The 21005-nt window shown below is 70.1% G+C and carries 13 protein-coding genes, 1 tRNA gene and 1 rRNA gene; 3 read left to right on the top strand and 12 right to left on the bottom strand.

Annotated elements, in window-relative coordinates:
• Positions 1-37 precede the first annotated feature (37 nt).
• A complete protein-coding gene (locus tag ACFZCP_RS27930) occupies positions 38-883 on the top strand; it encodes a DNA-formamidopyrimidine glycosylase family protein (protein ID WP_362687773.1) in 846 nt (281 codons plus the stop codon).
• A gap of 32 nt (positions 884-915) precedes the next feature.
• A complete protein-coding gene (locus tag ACFZCP_RS27925; RefSeq protein WP_362687776.1) occupies positions 916-1680 on the top strand; it encodes an SDR family NAD(P)-dependent oxidoreductase in 765 nt (254 codons plus the stop codon).
• Between the two features lie 443 nt (positions 1681-2123).
• On the opposite strand, the gene ACFZCP_RS27920 is transcribed toward ACFZCP_RS27925, so the two are convergent.
• From ACFZCP_RS27920 to ACFZCP_RS27880, 9 genes are all read right to left on the bottom strand, one after another.
• The gene (locus ACFZCP_RS27920; RefSeq protein ID WP_362687782.1) at positions 2124-2594 is read right to left on the bottom strand and encodes a DNA starvation/stationary phase protection protein; all 471 of its coding nucleotides are present in this window, start codon (positions 2592-2594) and stop codon (positions 2124-2126) included.
• 197 nt (positions 2595-2791) lie between these two features.
• Complete coding sequence (locus ACFZCP_RS27915) at positions 2792-3166, bottom strand: helix-turn-helix domain-containing protein (RefSeq protein ID WP_067301664.1); 375 nt, start codon at positions 3164-3166, stop codon at positions 2792-2794.
• A gap of 109 nt (positions 3167-3275) precedes the next feature.
• Positions 3276-3821 (bottom strand): nicotinamide-nucleotide amidohydrolase family protein, encoded by a 546-nt coding sequence (locus tag ACFZCP_RS27910; RefSeq protein WP_391431660.1) that lies wholly within the window; start codon positions 3819-3821, stop codon positions 3276-3278.
• Positions 3818-4609 carry a CDP-diacylglycerol--glycerol-3-phosphate 3-phosphatidyltransferase gene (pgsA, locus tag ACFZCP_RS27905; protein ID WP_391431657.1) on the bottom strand — a complete coding sequence of 264 codons (792 nt, stop codon included), beginning with the start codon at positions 4607-4609 and terminating at the stop codon, positions 3818-3820. The genes ACFZCP_RS27910 and pgsA overlap by 4 nt, the downstream gene beginning before the upstream one ends.
• Positions 4606-6078, bottom strand: a complete 1473-nt coding sequence (gene rimO, locus ACFZCP_RS27900) for a 30S ribosomal protein S12 methylthiotransferase RimO (protein WP_391431653.1) — start codon at positions 6076-6078, stop codon at positions 4606-4608. Before rimO ends, pgsA begins: the two co-directional genes overlap by 4 nt.
• Before the next feature lie 94 nt (positions 6079-6172).
• The gene (locus tag ACFZCP_RS27895; RefSeq protein WP_391431650.1) at positions 6173-7015 is read right to left on the bottom strand and encodes a RodZ domain-containing protein; all 843 of its coding nucleotides are present in this window, start codon (positions 7013-7015) and stop codon (positions 6173-6175) included.
• Positions 7016-7422: 407 nt separating this feature from the next.
• A complete protein-coding gene (locus ACFZCP_RS27890; RefSeq protein WP_391431647.1) occupies positions 7423-10182 on the bottom strand; it encodes a DNA translocase FtsK in 2760 nt (919 codons plus the stop codon).
• A 124-nt stretch (positions 10183-10306) separates the two neighbouring features.
• Positions 10307-10987: a response regulator gene (locus ACFZCP_RS27885; protein ID WP_391431642.1), complete on the bottom strand. Its 681-nt coding sequence runs from the start codon at positions 10985-10987 to the stop codon at positions 10307-10309.
• 273 nt (positions 10988-11260) lie between these two features.
• Positions 11261-16720, bottom strand: a complete 5460-nt coding sequence (locus tag ACFZCP_RS27880; protein ID WP_391431639.1) for a HAMP domain-containing protein — start codon at positions 16718-16720, stop codon at positions 11261-11263.
• A 412-nt stretch (positions 16721-17132) separates the two neighbouring features.
• On the opposite strand from ACFZCP_RS27880, the gene ACFZCP_RS27875 reads away from it, so the two are divergent.
• Entirely contained in the window at positions 17133-19889 is a 2757-nt protein-coding gene (locus ACFZCP_RS27875; protein WP_391431636.1) for a SpoIIE family protein phosphatase, read from the top strand.
• Between the two features lie 92 nt (positions 19890-19981).
• Here the strand turns inward: ACFZCP_RS27875 and ACFZCP_RS27870 are convergent.
• The 3 genes from ACFZCP_RS27870 to rrf form a co-directional block, all read right to left on the bottom strand.
• A tRNA-Thr gene (locus ACFZCP_RS27870) sits at positions 19982-20057 on the bottom strand.
• Positions 20058-20141: 84 nt separating this feature from the next.
• Complete coding sequence (locus ACFZCP_RS27865) at positions 20142-20804, bottom strand: DegT/DnrJ/EryC1/StrS family aminotransferase (RefSeq protein ID WP_391432145.1); 663 nt, start codon at positions 20802-20804, stop codon at positions 20142-20144.
• Positions 20805-20918: 114 nt separating this feature from the next.
• Positions 20919-21005, bottom strand: a 5S ribosomal RNA gene (gene rrf / locus ACFZCP_RS27860); the annotation flags it as partial.

The following is a 21005-nucleotide window of genomic DNA, read 5'->3' as shown; positions in this document are numbered from 1 at the left end:
GCCCGCCGGACCCACCGCCCCGTGGCACGCTGGAGGCATGCCCGAAGGTGACACGGTCTGGCAGGCCGCGCGGCGGCTGCACGAGGCCCTCGCGGGAAAGGTGCTGACCCGCAGCGACTTCCGGGTGCCGAAGTACGCGACGGTGGACCTCACCGGCCGTACGGTCCTGAACACCACCCCGCGCGGAAAACACCTGCTCACCCGTTTCGAGGGCGGCCTGACCCTCCACACGCACCTGCGCATGGAGGGCGCCTGGAAGGTGTACGGCACGCAGGAGCGCTGGCGGGGCGGCCCGGCGCACCAGATCCGTGCGATCCTCGGCACCGCGGACCGCACCGCCGTCGGCTACCGCCTCCAGGTGCTGGAGTTCGTACGCACCGGCGAGGAGGAGCGCGTCGTCGGTCACCTCGGCCCCGACCTGCTCGGACCGGACTGGGACCCCGATCGTGCCCTGGAGAACCTCCTCGCGGACCCCGCCCGCCCGCTCGGCGAGGCCCTGCTCGACCAGCGCAATCTGGCCGGCATCGGCAACATCTACAAGAGCGAGCTGTGTTTCCTGCTCGGCGTGACCCCCTGGCTGCCGGTCGGGGCCCTGCCCGCGGACCGTGCCGCCCGGCTGCCCGCCCTGGCCAAGAGGCTGCTGGAGACCAACCGCGACCGGCCGGTGCGCCAGACCACGGGCGTGCACCGCCAGGACCTCTTCGTGTACGGCCGCGCGCCCCGGCCGTGCCTGCGCTGCCGCACCTCGGTCCGGGTGGCCGACCAGGGCGACGGATCCCAGGAGCGCCCCACCTACTGGTGCCCGGCCTGCCAGACGGGCCCGGCGCCGGCTCCGGGAGCAGCGCAGCAGTGGCGCAACCGCTACCCCCGCCCAACCAATTGACGGACCGTCAGATCCGCTCGTACCGTCCCTGTATGCCCCTCACGGCGTACGACCTCACCGGACGCACCGCATTCGTCACCGGAGCCGCCGGCGGCATCGGCAGGGCCTCGGCCGTCCTGCTGGCCGAGGCGGGCGCGACGGTGCACTGTGCCGACCGGGACACCGACGGACTGCACGGCACCGCCGAACTGATCGAGAAGCGCGGCGGCACCGCCCGTACCCACGTCCTCGATGTCACCGACCGGAGCGCACTGGCTCGGGCCGTGCGCTCCTGCGAACGCCTGGACGTGCTGGCGGCGATCGCCGGGATCATGCACAGCAGTCCGGTCCTGGAGACCAGGGACGAGGACCTCGACCGGGTGTTGGACGTCAACTTCAAGGGCGTGCTGTACGCCTGCCAGGAGGCGGCCCGGCTGATGCTCGCCCGCGGCACCCGCGGCAGCATCGTGACCATGGCATCCGGTGCGGTCGACACCGGTGCCCCGGGCCTGCTCTGCTACGGCGCGGCGAAGGCAGCCGTGGTCCAGCTGACGAAGACGCTGGCATCCGAGGTCGGCCGGCACGGCATCCGGGTCAACGCGGTCGCACCGGGCTGGGTCCGCACCCCCATGACCGATCGCCACGACCGGGAGGCACAGGAGCACACCGAGTCCCGGATGGCCCGGATGTCACCGCTGGGCCGGGTCGGCGAGCCGGACGACGTCGCGCACACGGTGCTCCATCTGGCGTCGGACGCCTCGGCGTTCACGACGGGTCAGATCCTGCGCCCGAACGGGGGCGTGGCGATGCCCTGGTAGCGTCGCCGCCCTGCCAGGCGGCCGACCACCTGCCCGCCTCCACGGCCCCCTCCGCACGCCCCTTGGGCACGCAGTGCACCGGCAGCAGACTCAGGCCCCACCCACCAACCGCGACGGCGCCTTCCAGTACGCCCGCGCCGTCCGCGAACGCCAGCCGCAGCACGGCCCACCACCACACCGCCCCGAAACCGAGCGCGGACCCCCAGCGCACCACCCGCCTCACCATGGCCGTCACCTCCAGCCGGACGCTAGAACGCCGTGTGACCCGCACGAAAGGCGCACCGAGGGCTCACGGATGCAACGCAGGACCCCGCGAACAGCCCGTCCGGCGTTCAAGGACGAGGCCGGAGGCCGACTGCGAGGGCCCGGGGGGGCCGTCACCGGAGGTGACACCCGTCCCGGACACCTGGACCAGCACCGGGCACCCGACCCCGGCCGCCTCCCTACGCGTTCTCCGCCTGGAACATCCAGTGATGCTTTTCCAGGTCCGCCGTGATCCCGATGAAGATGTCCTGCGAGACGGGGTCCGCCTCCCCCGTCGCGTTCACCCGCTCCCGCATCCCGCCGATCACGGCGCCGAGTGCATCCACCATCGTCCGGACCGCGTCCGTGTCCTTGATCCAGCCCGCCGGGGTGTTCCCGATTCCGCTGCCCGAGGCCACCGTGGCCGCGCGTCCGTCGGGCGGGACTCCCAGTGCCGACGCCCGCTCGGCGACCGTGTCGGAGTGGGTGCGCGCGGAGGCGACGACCTCGTCGAGCTGGAGGTGGATGGACCTGAAGCGCGGTCCGACGACGTTCCAGTGGATCTGCTTGGCCACCAGGGAGAGGTCCACCAGGTCCAGGAGGGCACCCTGCAGCGCCTCGGACACGATCTTCAGATCGTCGTCGGGCAACGGGCTCTTCACGACGTACATCCGATTCCTCCGGTGGGTCGGCGCCATCACGTCCCTCCCACGATGACCGCACCACCCCATACCGGCAAATGGGCGCAAAGGAGACGTGGATCTCACGGGCGGCCATACGAAAGCCCCGGCCGGGTTCCCCAGGTCTCCCTGGCGAAGCCCGGCCGGGGCTTCACACGTATAGGGCCGCTAAGCCGCACACGCGAACGTCACGCGGCGACCACGTCCACCGCCCCGGCGGGCGCCTTGATGGTCACCCGTTCCGGCGGCACACCGGTCACCGACACAGAACCCAGCACCGGACGGACCGGTGCAGGCACGGGGTCGGTGGCCCTGGCGGACTGCGCCAGCTCGGCGAGCGCCAGCTCGTCGCTCACTTCTCGCATGAGTTCCGACATCCGTACGTCCAGCGCGTCGCAGATGGCGGCGAGCAGTTCGGAGGAAGCCTCCTTCTGCCCCCGCTCCACCTCGGAGAGATAGCCGAGTGAGACTCGGGCGGACGAGGAGACTTCGCGCAGAGTACGGCCCTGGCGTTGGCGCTGCCGACGCAGCACGTCACCCAGCAGGCGACGGAGCAGAATCATCGGTGGCTCCCTCCTCGGACCGCGTAGCCGCATCCTTCTCGCCCCACCGTACCGCCTTGCGCCGCGGCCGTGCGGGGAGCGATGTCGTGTTCACTCAGGGCTGTAAACATCAAAACCCCCCGTTCCGTTCCGTATCCTGTGCCCGCTCATTCCCGGTCTGTTCGCCCGCAAGCTCCCTCAGCAGCAGGGCGAGTACGCTCCGTACACTCTCCATACGGATTTCCGCACGCTCGCCGTTCAACCGCAGGGCCTCCACTTTTCCGCCACCGGCAGAACCGGAGGGGCCCGTGAGGGGGCCGTCGACGGCGACGAAGACCGTCCCGACGGGCCGGCCGTCCTGCGGCTCGGGCCCTGCGACCCCGGTCGTCGCGAGGCCCCAGTCGGCTCCCAGCGCCTTGCGTACCCCGGCCGCCATCTCGGCCGCGACCTGCGGATCCACGGCTCCACGCTGAGCCAGCAGGGTGGCGTCGACCCCGAGCAGCCGGTGCTTCAGCTCGGTGGCGTAGGCGGTGACCGAACCCCGGAAGACCTTGGAGGCCCCCGGGACGGCCGTGATCTCGGCCGCGACCAGACCACCGGTGAGCGACTCCGCGACGGCGAGGCTCTCGCCCCTCACGGTCAGTAGTCGCACCAGTTCGGTGGCTGGGGAACTCACGCTTGCTTCTCCTCCAACGCGGCAGCGCGCTCGGCGATTCCCCGCCGGCGCAGCACAATGGCCTGTCTCACGTAGTCGAGTCCGGTGACGACGGTGAGAACGACCGCCGCGGCCATCACCCACCACCTCAGAGTGGCCAGCCACCCCGTCAGTGCCAGGACGTACATCCCGACGGCCACGCCCTGGGTGAGCGTCTTGAGCTTGCCGCCCCGGCTGGCGGGGATCACGCCGTAGCGAATGACCAGAAAACGCAGCAGTGTGACGCCGAGCTCCCGGCCGAGGATCACGGCCGTCACCCACCAGGGCAGATCGCCCAGGGCGGAAAGGCAAATGAGCGCCGCCCCCATGATCGCCTTGTCGGCGATGGGGTCGGCGATCTTCCCGAAATCGGTGACCAGGTTGTAGGTGCGCGCCAGATGCCCGTCGAACAGGTCGGTGATCATGGCGACGGCGAACGCCGCCCAGGCGAGCGAACGCCAGGCCGGGTCGTAACCGCCGTTCTCCAGCATCAGGGCGACGAAGGCGGGCACGAGCAGCAGGCGCAGCATCGTCAGCAGATTGGCGACGTTCCACACGCTTGCCTGGTTGACGGCGGCCGCCGCCAGCTTCCCGCCGCGCGCGGGCCTCGCACCTTCCTGCAGGCTCTCCTGAGAGCCGGCGGAACCGGCAGCGGGACCAGATGCAGAACCGGAGACCTCGGACGCAGCGCCGTCAGCAGCGGCGGCGGAACCACGGGCGCCCTGCGCGCCGGAGGAGCCGCCCGCGGCGGATGCCGGGACTCCGGTCATCTGCCCGCCTCCTCACTACACCCGGACGAGCCCGCCAGCGGCTCGGCCACCAGGTCGACACCTTCCGTACCGACCACCTTCGCCTCGACCATACGTCCGACCCTCAGGCCCTCGCCGCTCGTGAGCAGCACCTGGCCGTCCGTCTCAGGCGCCTGGTGCTCCGCACGGCCGTGGATGCCCTCCGCCTCGTCGACGGATTCCACGAGGACACGCACGGTCTCCCCGAGGCGCTCCTCGGCCCGCTGAGAGACGAGCTCCTCGGCGAGCCGGGAGACACGGGCGAGGCGCTCGGCGACGACGTCCTCGTCGAGCTTGTTGTCGTACGTCGCCGCTTCGGTGCCCTCCTCGTCGGAGTAGCCGAAGACACCGATGGCGTCCAGGCGGGCGCCGTTCAGGAAGCGCTCCAGTTCGGCCAGGTCCGACTCGCTCTCGCCGGGGAAGCCGACGATGAAGTTGGAGCGCACACCGGCCTGGGGCGCCTTGCTGCGGATGGTGTCCAGCAGCTCCAGGAAGCGGTCGGTGTCGCCGAAGCGGCGCATCGCACGCAGCACGTCGGGCGCCGAGTGCTGGAAGGACAGGTCGAAGTACGGGGCGATCTTCGGGGTGGAGGTCAGCACGTCGATCAGGCCCGGACGCATCTCGGCCGGCTGCAGGTAGCTCACGCGCACCCGCTCCAGGCCGTCGACCTCGGCCAGCTCCGGCAGGAGGGACTCCAGCAGGCGGATGTCGCCCAGGTCCTTGCCGTAGGAGGTGTTGTTCTCGGAGACCAGCATGATCTCCTTCACGCCCTGCTCGGCCAGCCACCGCGTCTCGTTCAGCACGTCGCTGGGGCGGCGGGAGATGAAGGAGCCGCGGAAGGACGGGATGGCGCAGAAGGAGCAGCGCCGGTCGCAGCCGGAGGCGAGCTTGACCGAGGCCACCGGGGCACCGTCCAGCCGGCGGCGCAGGGGCGAGCGCGGGCCGGAGGCGGGCGCGACTCCCTCCGGGAGGTCGGCCGGCCCGTGGCCGGGCAGCGCGACGGAGGCGGCGGACTCCTGGCGCTCGGCGGGGCTGATCGGCAGAAGCTTGCGGCGGTCGCGCGGGGTGTGGGAGGCGTGGATGCCGCCGGACAGGATGGTCTGCAGGCGGTCGGAGATGTCGGAGTAGTCGTCGAAGCCGAGCACACCGTCGGCCTCGGGCAGCGCCTCGGCCAGCTCCTTGCCGTACCGCTCGGCCATGCAGCCCACCGCCACGACGGCCTGGGTTCTGCCATGGTCCTTGAGGTCGTTGGCTTCCAGCAGGGCGTCGACGGAGTCCTTCTTGGCGGCCTCCACGAAGCCACAGGTGTTGACCACGGCGACATCGGCGTCCGCGGCGTCCTCGACGAGCTGCCAGCCGTCCGCCTCCAAACGGCCTGCGAGCTCCTCCGAGTCCACCTCGTTACGGGCGCAGCCGAGAGTGACCAGTGCGACGGTACGGCGTTCAGGCATGGGCTCAAGACTACTTTGTCTGTCCGACACCCCACGTCGAAGGGGTTGGCCGATCTTGGCCAACCCCTTCGACGCGGCTCCCCCTGGGGGCGGCTCATCCGGCCTCGGGGTCGCCCTTCGTGTACGTGAGGCGCTCCACCGAGCCCTTCTGGAAGTTGTCCTCGATCTTCTTGCCGTTGACGTACAGCTGGATCGCGCCGGCGTCACCGAGGATCAGATTGATCTTGGAGCTGTCCTGGAAGGTCTTGGACTCGCCCTTCTTCAGCAGCCCGTCGAAGAGCATCCGGCCGTTGTGATCCTTGGCCGAGATCCAGCTGCGTCCGTTCGCCGCGCTGACCTGGACGGTCACCTTGTCCTGGGGTGCGGCCGCGATGGCGCTGTCGGAGGCCTCGGACGTGGGGTCTGCGGGCTTGTCCTTGGTGGGGGTGGGCGAGGCGGACTTCGTGGGAGTTGCGGTTGTCCCCTCGGCGACCTGCGACTTGGCGTCGTTCCCGCTGTCGCCGCCCTTGAAGGCGGTGAACCCGACGAAGCCGATGACGGCGACGATCGCGGCGACCATGGCCGCCGTCCAGTTCGGCCCGCGGCGCTCGGGTCGGATACGTTCCGCCTCGAACAGCGGCGCGGCCGGGGTCGGCGCGGGGCGCCCGCCGTGCTCGGCGTCGTACTGGGCGATCAGAGGTTCGGGGTCGAGGTGGACGGCCCTGGCCAGCGTGCGAATGTGTCCGCGGGCGTAGACGGCACCGCCGCAGGGGGCGAAGTCGTCCGCCTCCATGGCGTGCACGATGGCGATACGGACACGAGTGGCGCTGCTGACGTCGTCGACGGTGAGCCCGGCCGCGATCCGCGCCTTCTGCAGGGCTCGGCCCACGGAGGGACGGAATTCCTCGGACTCGTCTGGGAACGGACGCTCGTCTTCAGGGGAGTTGCCGATGGACACGGGGGCGCCTTTCGAGCGTTTGAGCCACCTGTGCTGGAGGTTCAGTCTAGGGGGGTGCCAAAGGGTGGGGCGACCGGGAGGTGGGACTTTGTACGCCATCGGAATGACCGGACAATCCGATGGTGGGACAGACATGTACCCCAGGATGGGATCCGTAGCTGTCCTTTCGCTCAACTTGACGTACGGCAAAGGGAAACGGTTGCCCGCAGCTCTCTAACGGGTGGATCACGGTCGTGCCGCCACCCGGCGTAAACGCGACACGCCGGGCGGCCCGCCACCCGGCCGTACGCACTTCGCGGCGATCGGTGCAAGCACTCCGCCCTGCCCTGCGCACTCCCCGCGCAGCAGCCCACACACGCCGCCCCCGGCCCTCCGGACTCCCCGCGGATCAGCGCACACGCTCCGCCCTACCCTTCCGTCTCCCCACGGATCAGCGCGAGCACGCCGTCCAGCTCGTCGGGCTTCACGAGAACGTCACGTGCCTTCGAGCCCTCGCTGGGCCCGACGATGTTCCGGGACTCCATGAGGTCCATGAGCCGCCCGGCCTTGGCGAAACCGACGCGCAGCTTGCGCTGGAGCATGGACGTCGACCCGAACTGGGTGGAGACCACCAGCTCGGCGGCCTGGCACAGCAGGTCGAGGTCGTCGCCGATGTCCTCGTCGATCTCCTTCTTCTGCTTGGTGCCCACGGTGACGTCGTCCCGGAAGACCGGCGCCATCTGGTCCTTGCAGTGCTGGACGATCGCCTCGACCTCGTCCTCGGTCACGAACGCGCCCTGCAGACGGGTCGGCTTGCTTGCCCCCATCGGCAGGAAGAGCCCGTCGCCCTTGCCGATCAGCTTCTCGGCGCCGGGCTGGTCGAGGATGACCCGGGAATCGGCGAGCGAGGAGGTCGCGAAGGCCAGCCGGGAGGGCACGTTGGCCTTGATCAGGCCGGTCACCACGTCGACCGAGGGACGCTGGGTGGCCAGCACCAGGTGGATGCCGGCCGCGCGCGCGAGCTGGGTGATGCGCACGATCGCGTCCTCGACGTCCCGCGGGGCGACCATCATCAGGTCGGCCAGCTCGTCCACGATCACCAGCAGGTACGGATACGGCTGCAGTTCCCGCTCGCTGCCCGGAGGCAGCTTCACCTTCCCCTCGCGGATGGCCGCGTTGAAGTCGTCGATGTGCCGGAAGCCGAAGGCCGCCAGGTCGTCGTAGCGCAGGTCCATCTCGCGGACGACCCACTGGAGCGCCTCGGCGGCCCGCTTGGGGTTGGTGATGATCGGCGTGATCAGGTGCGGGATGCCCTCGTAGGCGGTCAGCTCGACCCGCTTGGGGTCGACCAGGACCATGCGGACGTCCTCGGGCGTCGCACGGACCATGACCGAGGTGATCAGGCAGTTGATGCACGACGACTTGCCGGAGCCGGTGGCCCCCGCGACGAGGACGTGCGGCATCTTCGCGAGGTTGGCCATGACGTAGCCGCCCTCGACGTCCTTGCCCAGCGCCACCAGCATGGGGTGGTCGTCCTCGGCCGCGTCCGCGAGGCGCAGCACATCGCCGAGGTTGACCATCTCCCGGTCGGTGTTCGGGATCTCGATGCCGACCGCGGACTTGCCCGGGATGGGGCTGATGATCCGCACGTCGGGGCTGGCGACGGCGTACGCGATGTTCTTGGTCAGCGCGGTGATCCGCTCGACCTTCACGGCGGGTCCGAGCGTGACCTCGTAGCGGGTGACGGTCGGTCCGCGGGTGAAGCCCGTGACGTCGGCGTCCACCTTGAACTCGCCGAAGACGGTGCGCAGGGACTCGACGACCGCGTCGTTGGCCGCGCTGCGCGCCTTGCCGGGGCCGCCGCGCGTGAGCAGGTCCAGCGACGGCAGCGCGTAGGTGATGTCCCCGGACAGCTGGAGCTGCTCCGCGCGCACCGGCAGGCCGCCGGACGCCTCCGGGGCGGCCTTCGTCAGGTCCGGGACACTCTCGGCCTTGAGCTTCTCCTGCCTGGGGCGGCCCGCCGGTGCCGGAACCGGCGCCGACGCGGGCGCGGGTGTGGGCTCCGGCGAAGGTGTCGGTACGGGTGTGGTCTCCTCGCGGTCGCCCACACTCACGCCCTGGGTGAGATCGGCGACGAGCGGGGACGGCGGCATGCCGTGCAGGACGGCACCGTCGAGCGCCGCCGCCGCGGCCGCCGCGACGTCCACGGCATCCATCTGCCGCTGCAGATCCGGCTGCGGCACCGCGGAGCGCCTGGGACGGCTGCGGCGCTGCGAGAGGGCCTCCGCCTCGGCGTCCTCGGGGTCGTACGCCTGGGGAGCGCTCCGGCGCTTGCGGGGGCGCGCGGGCAGCGCCTCGCGCCACTGCTCGTCGTAGCGCTCGTCGTCCTCGGTGTGCTCCTCCTCCTCGGGCTCGTGCACCACACCCAGGCGCACGCCGAGAGCGCGCAGCCGCTGCGGGATGGCGTTGACGGGCGTGGCGGTCACCACGAGCAGCCCGAAGAGCGTCAGCAGCACCAGCATCGGAACGGCGAGCGCCTCGGTCATGGCGCGCGTCAGCGGGGTCGCCGCCGCCCAGCCGATGAGACCGCCGGCATCCCTTATGCCCTGCATCCCGTTGCTGCGGGCGGGCGAGCCGCAGGCGATGTGGACCTGGCCGAGGACGCCGATGACGAGTGCGGACAGGCCGATCACGATCCGGCCGTTGGCGTCCGGCTTCTCCGGATGCCGGATGAACCGTACGGCGATCACCGCGAGCAGGATCGGCACCAGCAGGTCGAGCCGGCCGAAGGCGCCGGTGACCAGGATCTCCACCAGATCGCCGACGGGGCCGCGCAGGTCGGCCCAGGTATTGGCGGCGACGATCAGCGCGATGGCGAACAGCAGCAGCGCGACGCCGTCCTTGCGGTGGGCCGGGTCGAGGTTCTTGGCGCCCCGCCCTATGCCCCGGAAGACGGCGCCGACGGCGTGCGCGAGCCCCAGCCAGAGCGCACGCACCAGCCGGTACACACCCCCGGTGGGGCTGGGCGCCGGCTTGGGCGGCGGCGCGGCCTTCTTCGCCGGGGCCTTCTTGGCGGGCGCTTTCTTGGCCGGCTTCTTCTTCGCGGCCGCCTTCCCCGCCGCAGCCTTCGCGGGAGCGGCCGCCTTCTTCGCGGGCTGCTTCTTGGCGGCGGAGGGACGTGAGGCCATGGAGGTGAGATTACCGGGGGAGACGACAGCGGACACGTGTGCCCACTGCTTCACCCTTTCGTGTCGCCCGCAGCAGGGCCGGGAACTGACGCACCCTCATGGGCAACTGCGCTCCCCACGGACCTCAGTTCTGTGTCGGCACCGATGCGCTGCCGCCGGCCGCCCCGGGCTCCAGAGCGTCCAGCGCGCGGCGCAACCCGGTGAGCTTGCGCTCGAGATGGGCGGCCGTGGCCACCGCCGCCGCGTCCGCGGACTCGTCGTCCAACTGCTTGGACAGCGCCTCCGCCTGCTCCTCCACGGCCGCGAGACGCGCGGACAGCTCGGCGAGCAGCCCGGCGGACTCCTTGCCGCCGACCGCGCCCTTGCCGCCGCCCTCCAACTGGAGCCGCAGCAGCGCCGCCTGCTCGCGCAGCTGGCAGTTCTTCATGTACAGCTCGACGAACACCGAGACCTTGGCGCGCAGCACCCAGGGGTCGAACGGCTTCGAGATGTAGTCGACCGCGCCCGCCGCGTACCCCCGGAAGGTGTGGTGGGGGCCGTGATTGATCGCGGTGAGGAAGATGATCGGGATGTCCCGGGTCCGCTCGCGCCGCTTGATGTGCGCGGCGGTCTCGAATCCGTCCATGCCCGGCATCTGGACATCCAGCAGAATGACCGCGAAATCGTCCGTGAGCAGTGCCTTGAGCGCTTCCTCCCCGGACGATGCCCGCACCAGCGTCTGATCGAGCGCAGAGAGGATGGCCTCCAGCGCCAGCAGATTCTCCGGCCGATCATCGACCAGGAGGATCTTGGCCTTCTGCACCATGGCCCGCCCTCCTCGCCCCGGCGATACGCCGGGCGCCGCCCCAGAGGACGACTCCCTTTCGCCGCCCGTCCTTGTGCCGGTCATCGTAGCCGCACCCCGCCCGTCGCCACACCCTGTCACCGCGATGTCACTGTGCACATAAGAGAAACGCCGCAGGAGACCTGAAGGTTCCCGGAATCCGGGATTCCCACACGTCCTCGCGCTTGCCGGTACGGGAACTCCGCGTACACACCCAGGGTTCCCGCGGCGTTCACATCGCCGCCTGTCGTCCCGTCACTCCTCGCGCATCCACTGCCGCATGACCGCCAGCAGGTGATCGGGGTCGACCGGCTTCGTCACATAGTCGGAGGCGCCCGACTCGATCGCCTTCTCCCGGTCCCCCTTCATCGCCTTCGCGGTCAGGGCGATGATCGGCAGCCCGGCGAACTGCGGCATCCGACGGATCGCCGTGGTCGTCGCATAGCCGTCCATCTCGGGCATCATGATGTCCATCAGCACGACGGCCACGTCGTCGTGCTGCTCCAGCACCTCGATGCCCTCGCGTCCGTTCTCGGCGTACAGCACCGACAGCCCGTGCTGTTCCAGGACGCTGGTGAGCGCGAACACATTACGGATGTCGTCGTCGACGATGAGCACCTTCTCGCCACCGAACCGCACCGCACGGGACTGCTGGGGACTGCTGTCCTGCTCGGCCACCGTCGTCCACGCTTCGGGCCGCTGCTCGGCCGACGGCAGGCTGCGACGGCGCCGCCGGAAGAGCGCGGCCGGCCCGTTCTGGGTCTCCTGGTACGACTTCACCTCGGCCGGCATCTCGATCTCCACCGCGGACAGCTCCGAGGACCGCCGGGCCTCGGAGGCGACCAGCTCGACGGCCTCCAGCGCGGGCACGGACTGCTGGTAGCCCTGCGGCGGGAGTTCGCTCGGGTGCAGCGGCAGGTACAGCGTGAACGTCGAGCCGCGGCCCGGCTCGCTCTGTGCGTGGATCTCACCGCCGAGCAGCTGCGCGATCTCCCTGGAGATCGACAGCCCCAGGCCGGTGCCGCCGTACTTGCGGCTGGTCGTGCCGTCCGCCTGCTTGAACGCCTCGAAGATCACCCGCATCTTGCTGGCCGCGATGCCGATCCCGGTGTCGGTCACCGAGAACGCGATCAGGTCGGCATGCGGATCGGTCAGCGAGCCCGCCTCCAGCAGCTGCTCGCGGATGGTCGGCGGAACACCCGCGCCCGCGGGCCGGATCACCAGCTCCACGGACCCGGAGTCGGTGAACTTCACCGCGTTGGACAACAGGTTCCGCAGCACCTGCAGAAGCCGCTGCTCGTCGGTGTGCAGGGTCGCCGGCAGCTCCGGGGAGACCCGCACGGACAGGTCCAGGCCCTTCTCCGCGGTCAGCGGCCGGAAGGTCGCCTCCACGTAGTCCACGAGCTGGACGAGCGCGATACGCGTCGGGGAGACGTCCATCTTGCCCGCCTCGACCTTCGACAGATCGAGGATGTCGTTGATCAGCTGGAGCAGGTCGGAACCGGCGCCGTGGATGGTCTCGGCGAACTCGACCTGCTTGGGCGAGAGGTTGCCCTCGGCGTTGTCGGCGAGCAGCTTGGCCAGGATCAGCAGCGAGTTGAGCGGCGTACGCAGCTCGTGCGACATGTTGGCGAGGAACTCGCTCTTGTAGCGCATGGACACCGCGAGCTGCTCGGCGCGCTCCTCCAGGACCTGCCGCGCCTCCTCGATCTCGGTGTTCTTCACCTCGATGTCGCGGTTCTGCCGGGCCAGCAGCTCGGCCTTCTCCTCCAGTTCGGCGTTGGAGGCCTGCAGCGCCTTCTGCCGGTTCTCCAGCTCGGCCGAACGCTCCCGCAGTTGCTCGGTGAGCTCCTGCGACTGCTTCAGCAGCTGCTCGGTCTTGGTGTTGACCGAGATGGTGTTGACGCTGGTCGCGATCATCTCGGCGATCTGGTTGAGGAAGTCCTTCTGGATCTGCGTGAACGGCGTGAAGGACGCCAGCTCGATCACACCGAGCACCTTGCCCTCGAAGAGCACCGGCAGCACGACCACCTGCGCGGGCGGCGCCTCACCGAGCCCGGAGGAGATCTTCAGATAGCCACTGGGCGCGTTCTCCACCAGGATCGTGCGCTTCTCCTCGGCGGCCGTGCCGATCAGCGCCTCACCCGGCAGGAACGACGTCGGCATGGAGCCCATCGAGTAGCCGTAGGAGCCGGCCATGCGCAGCTCGTACTGGTCCTCGGCGTCGCCGCTGAGCTCCTGCCCCTCCATGAGGGGCATCGCCACGAAGAACGCGCCGTGCTGCGCGGAGACCACCGGCGTCAGCTCGCTCATGATCAGCGAGGCGACGTCCTCCAGGTCCCTGCGTCCCTGCATCAGCGCCGAGATCCGGGCGAGGTTGCCCTTGAGCCAGTCCTGCTCCTCGTTGGCGATCGTGGTGTCGCGCAGGTTGGCGATCATCTTGTTGATGTAGTCCTGCAGCTCCTGGATCTCGCCGGACGCGTCGACGTCGATCTTCAGGTTCAGGTCACCGCGGGTCACCGCGGTCGCCACGCGCGCGATGGCACGCACCTGCCGGGTCAGGTTCCCGGCCATCTCGTTCACCGACTCGGTCAGGTCCCGCCAGGTGCCGTCCACGTCCCGCACGCGTGCCTGGCCGCCGAGCTGCCCCTCGGTGCCCACCTCACGGGCCACCCGGGTGACCTCCTCGGCGAAGCTGGACAGCTGGTCGACCATCGTGTTGATCGTCGTCTTCAGTTCGAGGATCTCGCCGCGCGCGTCGATGTCGATCTTCTTCGTCAGGTCACCCTTGGCGATGGCCGTGGTGACCATGGCGATGTTGCGCACCTGACCGGTCAGGTTCGACGCCATCTGGTTCACCGACTCGGTGAGGTCCTTCCAGGTGCCGGCCACACCGGGTACGTGCGCCTGGCCGCCCAGAATGCCGTCCGTGCCCACCTCGCGGGCCACCTTGGTGACCTGGTCGGCGAACGAACTCAGCGTCTTCACCATGGTGTTGATGGTGTCGGCGAGCTGCGCGACCTCGCCGCTCGCCTCGATGGTCACCTGCCGGGTCAGGTCACCGTTGGCGACCGCCGCCGCCACCTGGGAGATGTTCCGCACCTGCATGGTCAGGTTGTTGGCCATCAGGTTGACGTTGTTGCTCAGGTCCTTCCAGATGCCCGTGACACCCGGCACGTTCGCCTGGCCGCCCAGAATGCCCTCGGTGCCCACCTCACGGGCCACCCGGGTCACCTGCTCGGCGAAGCTGGACAGCTGGTCGACCATGGTGTTGACCGTCGTGACGAGCTCGAGGATCTCGCCCTTCGCGTCCACGGTGATCTTCTTGGACAGGTCGCCCTTGGCGACCGCGGTCGTGACCTCGGCGATGTTGCGGACCTGGATGGTCAGGTTGTTCGCCATGAAGTTCACGGACTGCGTGAGGTCCTTCCAGGTGCCGGAGACGCCCTGGACCTCGGCCTGGCCGCCGAGCATGCCCTCCGTGCCCACCTCACGGGCCACCCGCGTGACCTCCTGGGCGAAGGACGACAGCTGGTCGACCATCGTGTTCAGGGTGTTCTTCAGCTCCAGGATCTCCCCGCGGGCATCCACGGTGATCTTCTGGGAGAGATCACCGCGGGCCACGGCGGTGGCCACCTGGGCGATGTTGCGCACCTGTGCGGTGAGGTTGCCGGCCATGCCGTTCACCGAGTCGGTCAGATCCCGCCACACACCGGCGACGCCCGGCACCTGTGCCTGACCTCCCAGGCGCCCCTCCGTGCCCACGTCCCGGGCGACCCGGGTCACCTGGTCGGCGAAGGCGGAGAGCTGGTCCACCATCGTGTTGATGGTGTTCTTCAGCTCCAGGATCTCCCCGCGCGCGTCGACGTCGATCTTCTGCGACAGGTCACCGCGCGCCACGGCCGTCGTCACCTGGGCGATCTGCCGCACCTGCGACGTCAGGTTGCCGGCCATGAAGTTGACGGAGTCCGTCAGCTCCTTCCACGTACCCGACACACCGTCCACGCGGGCCTGACCGCCCAGCCGGCCCTCCGTGCCCACGTCCCGGGCCATCCGCGTGACCTGGTCGGCGAAGCTCGACAGCTGGTCCACCATCGTGTTCACGGTGTTCTTCAGCTGGAGCATCTCGCCGGACACGTCGACGGTGACCTTCTGCGAGAGGTCACCGTTGGCCACCGCCGTCGTCACCTGGGCGATGTTGCGCACCTGACCGGTCAGGTTGCGGAAGGCGGTGTTGACGGAGTCCGTCAGGTCCTTCCAGGTGCCCGCCGCACCCGGCACCTGCGCCTGGCCGCCCAGCTCACCCTCGACGCCGATCTCCCGCGCGACCCGGGTGACCTCGGCACCGAACGCCGACAGCTGGTCCACCATCCCGTTGACGGTGTTCTTCAGCTCCAGCATCTCGCCGGCCACGTCCACGGTGACCTTCTGCGACAGATCACCGCTGGCCACGGCGGTGGTCACCGCGGCGATGTCCCGCACCTGCGTGGTCAGGTTCCGGAACACCGTGTTGACGGAGTCCGTCAGGTCCTTCCAGGTGCCCGCCGCGCCCGGCACGTTCGCCTGGCCGCCGAGCCGCCCCTCCGCGCCGACCTCGTTGGCCACGCGCGTGACCTCGTCCGCGAAGATCCGCAGCGTCTCGGTCATCTGGTTGATCGTCTCGGCGAGCTGCGCCACCTCGCCACGCGCCGGCACGGTCACCTTCTGCGAGAGATCACCGTTGGCGACCGCCGTCGTCACCTGGGAGATCCCGCGCACCTGTGCGGTCAGGTTGCCCGCCATGGTGTTGACGGAGTCGGTCAGCTCCTTCCACACGCCGGCCACCCCGGGCACCTGGGCCTGGCCGCCCAGGATGCCCTCGGTGCCCACCTCACGGGCGACCCGGGTCACCTCGGAGGAGAAGGAGGACAGCTGCTCCACCATCGTGTTGACGGTGTTCTTCAGCTCCAGCATCTCGCCGGCGACGTGAACGGTGACCTTGCGGGACAGATCACCGCGGGCCACCGCCGTCGTCACCAGCGCGATGTCGCGCACCTGCGCGGTCAGCCGGTTCGCCATCGTGTTGACGGACTCCGTCAGGTCCTTCCACGAACCCGACATGCCCCGCACCCGGGCCTGCCCGCCGAGCTTGCCCTCGGTACCGACCTCGCTGGCCACCCGCGTGACCTCGTCGGTGAACGTCGACAGCTGGTCGACCAGATTGTTGACGGTCCGGCCGACCTTCAGGAACTCGCCCCGCAGCGGATGCCCGGTGCCGTCGGGCGCCTGTGTACGCAGATCCATGCGGGGCGAGAGGTCGCCCTCGGCGACCGCCGTCAGCACCCGGCTGACCTCGGACACGGGCCAGACCAGATCGTCGACCAGCGCGTTGGAGTGGTCGATGGCGGTCGCCCAGGAGCCCTCACAGGCGCCCGTCTCCAGCCGTTCCGTGAGTTTTCCCTCACGCCCCACCATGCGCCGCACCCGCGACAGCTCACCCGTCAGGTGCATGTTCCGGTCGGCCACCTCGTTGAAGACGGCCGCGATCTCGGACATCACGCCGTCCCCGGAGACCGTGAGCCGCTTGCGGAAGTTGCCGTCCCGCATGGCCACGAGGGCCGTCAGCAGCCGGTCCAGGGCAGCCGTGTCCACGGCGGTGGTCCCTCCGCGCCTGCCCAGGGACGGTCCGCCCTTCGCGCGCGCCTTCGTCCCCCGCGTCGCTGCGCCAGACTCCACTGTGTCCCTCCCGAAGGGGTAGACCATTACTGCCGTGCTCGGCCGCATCGCCCCGGCGTTCCGGTCCCCCGGCCCGCCGGCCACTTCCGCGTACCCATTACTGCTTGGTATTTCTGCCAGACGAGATCCGGCCACACCAGAGGCTGCTGCCCGCCGTGCACGGAATACACGCAGTCTGGTCCGACCTTCATCAGAAGCTTGCCCAGTGTTTCACCCCGGCCGAACCAGGCCATAACAGTTCGGCAGCTTCGCACATCGTCCGCACACCCTGGGGGCGTAAACACCGGCGACCGGCATCCGCTCGGACGGCGAAGGTAAGTAACCTTGCATCCGGCTGTCCAGCCGCACCGGCTCCGACCGGCCTGGGCGGTGGCACGAGAACGAGCGGGCATCGGAGGGGCGGCCGCAGACCATGACCACCGGACTGATCCCCGGGGAACACCCCCCGGAGCCACGGCCGACGGGCGAGCGGATGCCGCAGCAGCGGCGCGAGCCGGCCGGCCAACCAGCCCTGCACGTCGACAACCGGCCGAGGAGTTCTGTGATCACCGCGCGCGCGGCCGCCAGTTTCGAGCCCGTCGGGCGGTCCGTCGCGACCGCCCGCTCCTTCGTCCGCGACACCCTCCAGGGCTGGGGTTTCGCCGACATCATCGACGATGCGGTGGTCCTCACCAGCGAACTGGTGACCAACGCGGTCGTCCACGCGGGCACGCACGCGGACGTCCTGTGCCTGCGCACCGAGGACGGCGTGCGCGTCGAGGTCGCGGACCGCTACCCGGAGCGCGAGGTGCCCCTCCAGAGCTCCCCCGCGTCGATGGGCAGCCCCGACCGCGAGGGCGGCCGCGGCCTCCAGCTGTGCGCGGCCCTGGCTGCCCGCTGGGGCGTGGACTACACGCCCACGCACAAGAACGTCTGGTTCCACCTCGCCCTGCCCGAACGTCCGGTCGGCACCCGCGCCGCCGGCCCCGCCCTCCCCGCGGACCTGCTCCCGCTGGCCGACGGCCGGGTCCGCGTCGCGGTCCTCCAGATCGACCGAAAAGGATCCATCAGCGCCTGGAACGAGGACGCGGAGGAACTCTTCGGCTACGCGTCGAACGACGTCATCGGCAAGCCCCTGACCGACCTCGCCGCCTGGCCGCACACCCCGGGCACCGGCACGGGCATCGCCGAGGCCCTGCAGCTCTCGCGCTGGGAGGGCAGCTACGGCGTCCGCGGCGCCGACGGCCGGGTGGCGCCGGTGTACGCCTCCCACCTCAGAGTCCGCGACACCGGCGGCGAACCCTCCACCGTCTGCCTCCTGGTCCGCGACCACGAACGCGCCGTCCTGCAGACACCCACGCGCGTCCCCTCCAACGACCCGTCGCCGGCCTCCGACGGCCAGAACACCGACCCCTTCGAGGTGTTCATCGGCTCCCCGGCCCCGGACGATCTCGACGGGCTGCTGCAGCGCACGGTGGAGCGGGCCCGCGACATGCTCGACGGCGACGCGGCCTTCCTGCTCCTTGCGACGGACGACGAGACGGAGCTGGAGGTCCGCGCCTCCACCGGCCTGCCCTCCGCCCGCCAGCGGTTCGCCCGCGTCCCCGTCGAGGCGGGTCCCGGGCGCTACGGCTCCGCGCGCATGCCCGCCGTCCACGACGACCTCACCGCCGTGCCCGGCGCCGTACCGCTCCTGACCGGCACCGGCATGCGCTCCGTGGTCACGGTCCCGCTCAAGGTCGAGGGCCGCCTCACGGGCTCCCTGGGCGTCGGGGCCGAGGCCCCGGGCCGGTACTCCAACGAGGAGGCGCTGCGCCTGCAGTTCGCCGCCGACCGCATCGCCCTGGCCGTCGAATCGGCCCGCCTGGGCGAGCTGGAGCGGCTGCGCCGCGGCTCCCTGAGCTTCCTCGTGGAGGCCTCCGACCTGCTGGCCGGCACTCTGGACCGCGACCAGACCCTGGCCCTGATGGCCCAGATGACCGTTCCGACCCTGGCGACCTGGTGCGCGGTCTACACGATCGCCGACCAGGCCTCCGAGCCGTACCTGTCGTACGTGCTGCACGAGGACGAGGAACTCATCGACGGCATCAAGTCGCTGCTGTCGAAGATGCCCCCGCCCGACCCGGTACCGACGCCCGGCGCCCGTGTCTGGACGGCCCCCGGCGAGGTCGCCCACCAGGCGGCCCTGCGCACCTCGATGCGCAGCCTCGGGCTGACCGGCGGCCCCGTGCAGCAGATCACCGCGGGCATCGGCCCGACCCTCGCGACCGCCTCCGCGGTCGGCGGCGAGACGGTGGTCCTGCCCCTCGTCGCGCGCAACCGCGTCATCGGCATGCTGACCCTCGGCAAGCCCACCGACGAGCACTTCCGCCAGGAGATCCTCGAACTGGCCGAGGACCTCAGCCGCAGGGCCGCCCTCGCCCTGGACAACGCCCGTCTGTACTCGGAGCGCACGGCCATCAGTCAGGCCCTCCAGCGCAGCCTGCTGCCGCCCGGCACGCCCCACATCGACGGCGTCGAGGTCGAGGTCATCTACCGGGCGGCCGGCGAGGGCAACGAGGTCGGCGGCGACTTCTACGACGTCTTCCCCATCGGCGAAGGCGCCTACGGCTTCGCCATCGGAGACGTCTGCGGTACAGGCCCCAACGCGGCGGCGGTCACCGGCCTGGCCCGGCACGCCCTGCGCCTGCTGGCCCGAGAGGGACTCTCCGGCCCGGCGGTCCTGGAACGCCTGAACTCCGCGATCCTCGACGAGGGCGACCGCAGCCGCTTCCTGACGCTGCTGTACGGCGAGTTGCGCCCGCAGACGGACGGCAGTGCCGAACTGAAGGTGGTCTGCGCCGGCCACCCGCTCCCCCTGCGCCTGCGCCAGGACGGAACGGTGGTCGCTTCGGCCGAACCCCAGCCGCTGCTGGGTGTCATCGAGGACCTGGAGCTGTACGAGGAGACGGTCGTCCTCGACCCGGGTGACGTCCTCCTGTGCGTCACGGACGGCGTCACCGAGCGCCGCGAGGGAACCCGCATGCTGGGCGACGACGGCCTCGCCGACGTCCTCACCACCTGCACGGGTCTCACGGCGGGGGCGGTGGCGGCACGCATCATGCGCGCGGTGGAACGCTTCGCGTCCGACGCCCCGTCCGACGACATGGCGATTCTGGCGATGCGGGTCCCGGGGCTTCAGAAGGACTGAGGCTCCGGGCCCTCCCGGGCATGTGAACACGGGAACATCGCTCCACCTGGACATGCAAAAAGGCCCCGCCCGGAAGGGCGAGGCCTTTTTTCTGGAGCCCCCAAACGGAATCGAACCGTTGACCTTCTCCTTACCATGGAGACGCTCTACCGACTGAGCTATAGGGGCCTGTCGCTTTCGAGGTTTCCCTCCCGGCGACAAGAAAAGAGTACCCTGAACAGGGCCGAGTTCCCAAATTCGTTCGGTGACCGCTCAGAAGGCGGGCTGCAGCAGGCCGCCAAGGGCGTTGCAGGCGGAGACGACCCGCTGCATCTCACGCTCCGTCAACGAGGCTTCCACGGGCAGCGCGAGGGTCTCGTCCGCGGCCCGCTCGGTCTCCGGCAGCGCCACGCAGCGCCGGAACTCGGGCAGCCGGTGCACGGGCGTCTTCACCGGAACCCGGCACTCGACTCCCTTGGCCCGCAGGGCCCGTGCGAACGCATCGCGGTCCGGTCTGCCGTTGCCCGGCACCCGCACGACGTACTGCTGGTAGGTGTGTCCGTCACCGCCGTCGGGCGTCTGGACGCCCTTGAGCTTGGCGTCGAGATAGGCGGCCCGCTCCCTGCGCTGCGCCATCTCGTCGTACGGTGCCTCGGACTCGCCCTGCTCGACCACGAGCACCCCGTGCCGCTGTCCGGCCGCGTGCAACCGCCTGATGTCGGCACTCCGTCCGAAGCGGTGGACGACAACGACCGCCGCGGTACGGGACGTTATGGCCGCTTCCACGGAGGCGGGGTCCAGGCAGTAGGTGACCGGGTCTATGTCGGCGAACACCGGGAGCGCACCCGCCAGAGCCACGGCCTCGGCCACCTCGACGTTCCCGAAGGCCGGTACGACGACCTCGTCACCGACTCCGACGCCGGCGGCCCTGAGCATTGCAGCAGTACCCATGTGCTGGATGCTGAGGGCGCAACGTGAACGACACGTTAAGCAAAACGTAAAAAGGCCGGACCCTGAACCGAAGTTCAGGATCCGACCTTTTCAAAATTTGTTCGGCGGCGTCCTACTCTCCCACAGGGTCCCCCCTGCAGTACCATCGGCGCTGTGAGGCTTAGCTTCCGGGTTCGGAATGTAACC

Source organism: Streptomyces sp. NPDC007971, assembly GCF_042958635.1.
Classification (GTDB): Bacteria; Actinomycetota; Actinomycetes; order Streptomycetales; family Streptomycetaceae; genus Streptomyces.
Note: the sequence above shows the minus strand (reverse complement) of the source record. Positions and strands in the feature narration are given on the sequence as shown.

Coding starts and splice junctions, on each gene's coding strand:
- ACFZCP_RS27930 (WP_362687773.1), top strand. CDS start 38: ATGCCCGAAGGTGACACGGTCTGGCAGGCCGCGCGGCGGCTGCACGAG.
- ACFZCP_RS27925 (WP_362687776.1), top strand. CDS start 916: ATGCCCCTCACGGCGTACGACCTCACCGGACGCACCGCATTCGTCACC.
- ACFZCP_RS27920 (WP_362687782.1), bottom strand. CDS start 2,594: ATGTACGTCGTGAAGAGCCCGTTGCCCGACGACGATCTGAAGATCGTG.
- ACFZCP_RS27915 (WP_067301664.1), bottom strand. CDS start 3,166: ATGATTCTGCTCCGTCGCCTGCTGGGTGACGTGCTGCGTCGGCAGCGC.
- pgsA (WP_391431657.1), bottom strand. CDS start 4,609: ATGACCGGAGTCCCGGCATCCGCCGCGGGCGGCTCCTCCGGCGCGCAG.
- rimO (WP_391431653.1), bottom strand. CDS start 6,078: ATGCCTGAACGCCGTACCGTCGCACTGGTCACTCTCGGCTGCGCCCGT.
- ACFZCP_RS27890 (WP_391431647.1), bottom strand. CDS start 10,182: ATGGCCTCACGTCCCTCCGCCGCCAAGAAGCAGCCCGCGAAGAAGGCG.
- ACFZCP_RS27885 (WP_391431642.1), bottom strand. CDS start 10,987: ATGGTGCAGAAGGCCAAGATCCTCCTGGTCGATGATCGGCCGGAGAAT.
- ACFZCP_RS27875 (WP_391431636.1), top strand. CDS start 17,133: ATGACCACCGGACTGATCCCCGGGGAACACCCCCCGGAGCCACGGCCG.
- ACFZCP_RS27865 (WP_391432145.1), bottom strand. CDS start 20,804: ATGCTCAGGGCCGCCGGCGTCGGAGTCGGTGACGAGGTCGTCGTACCG.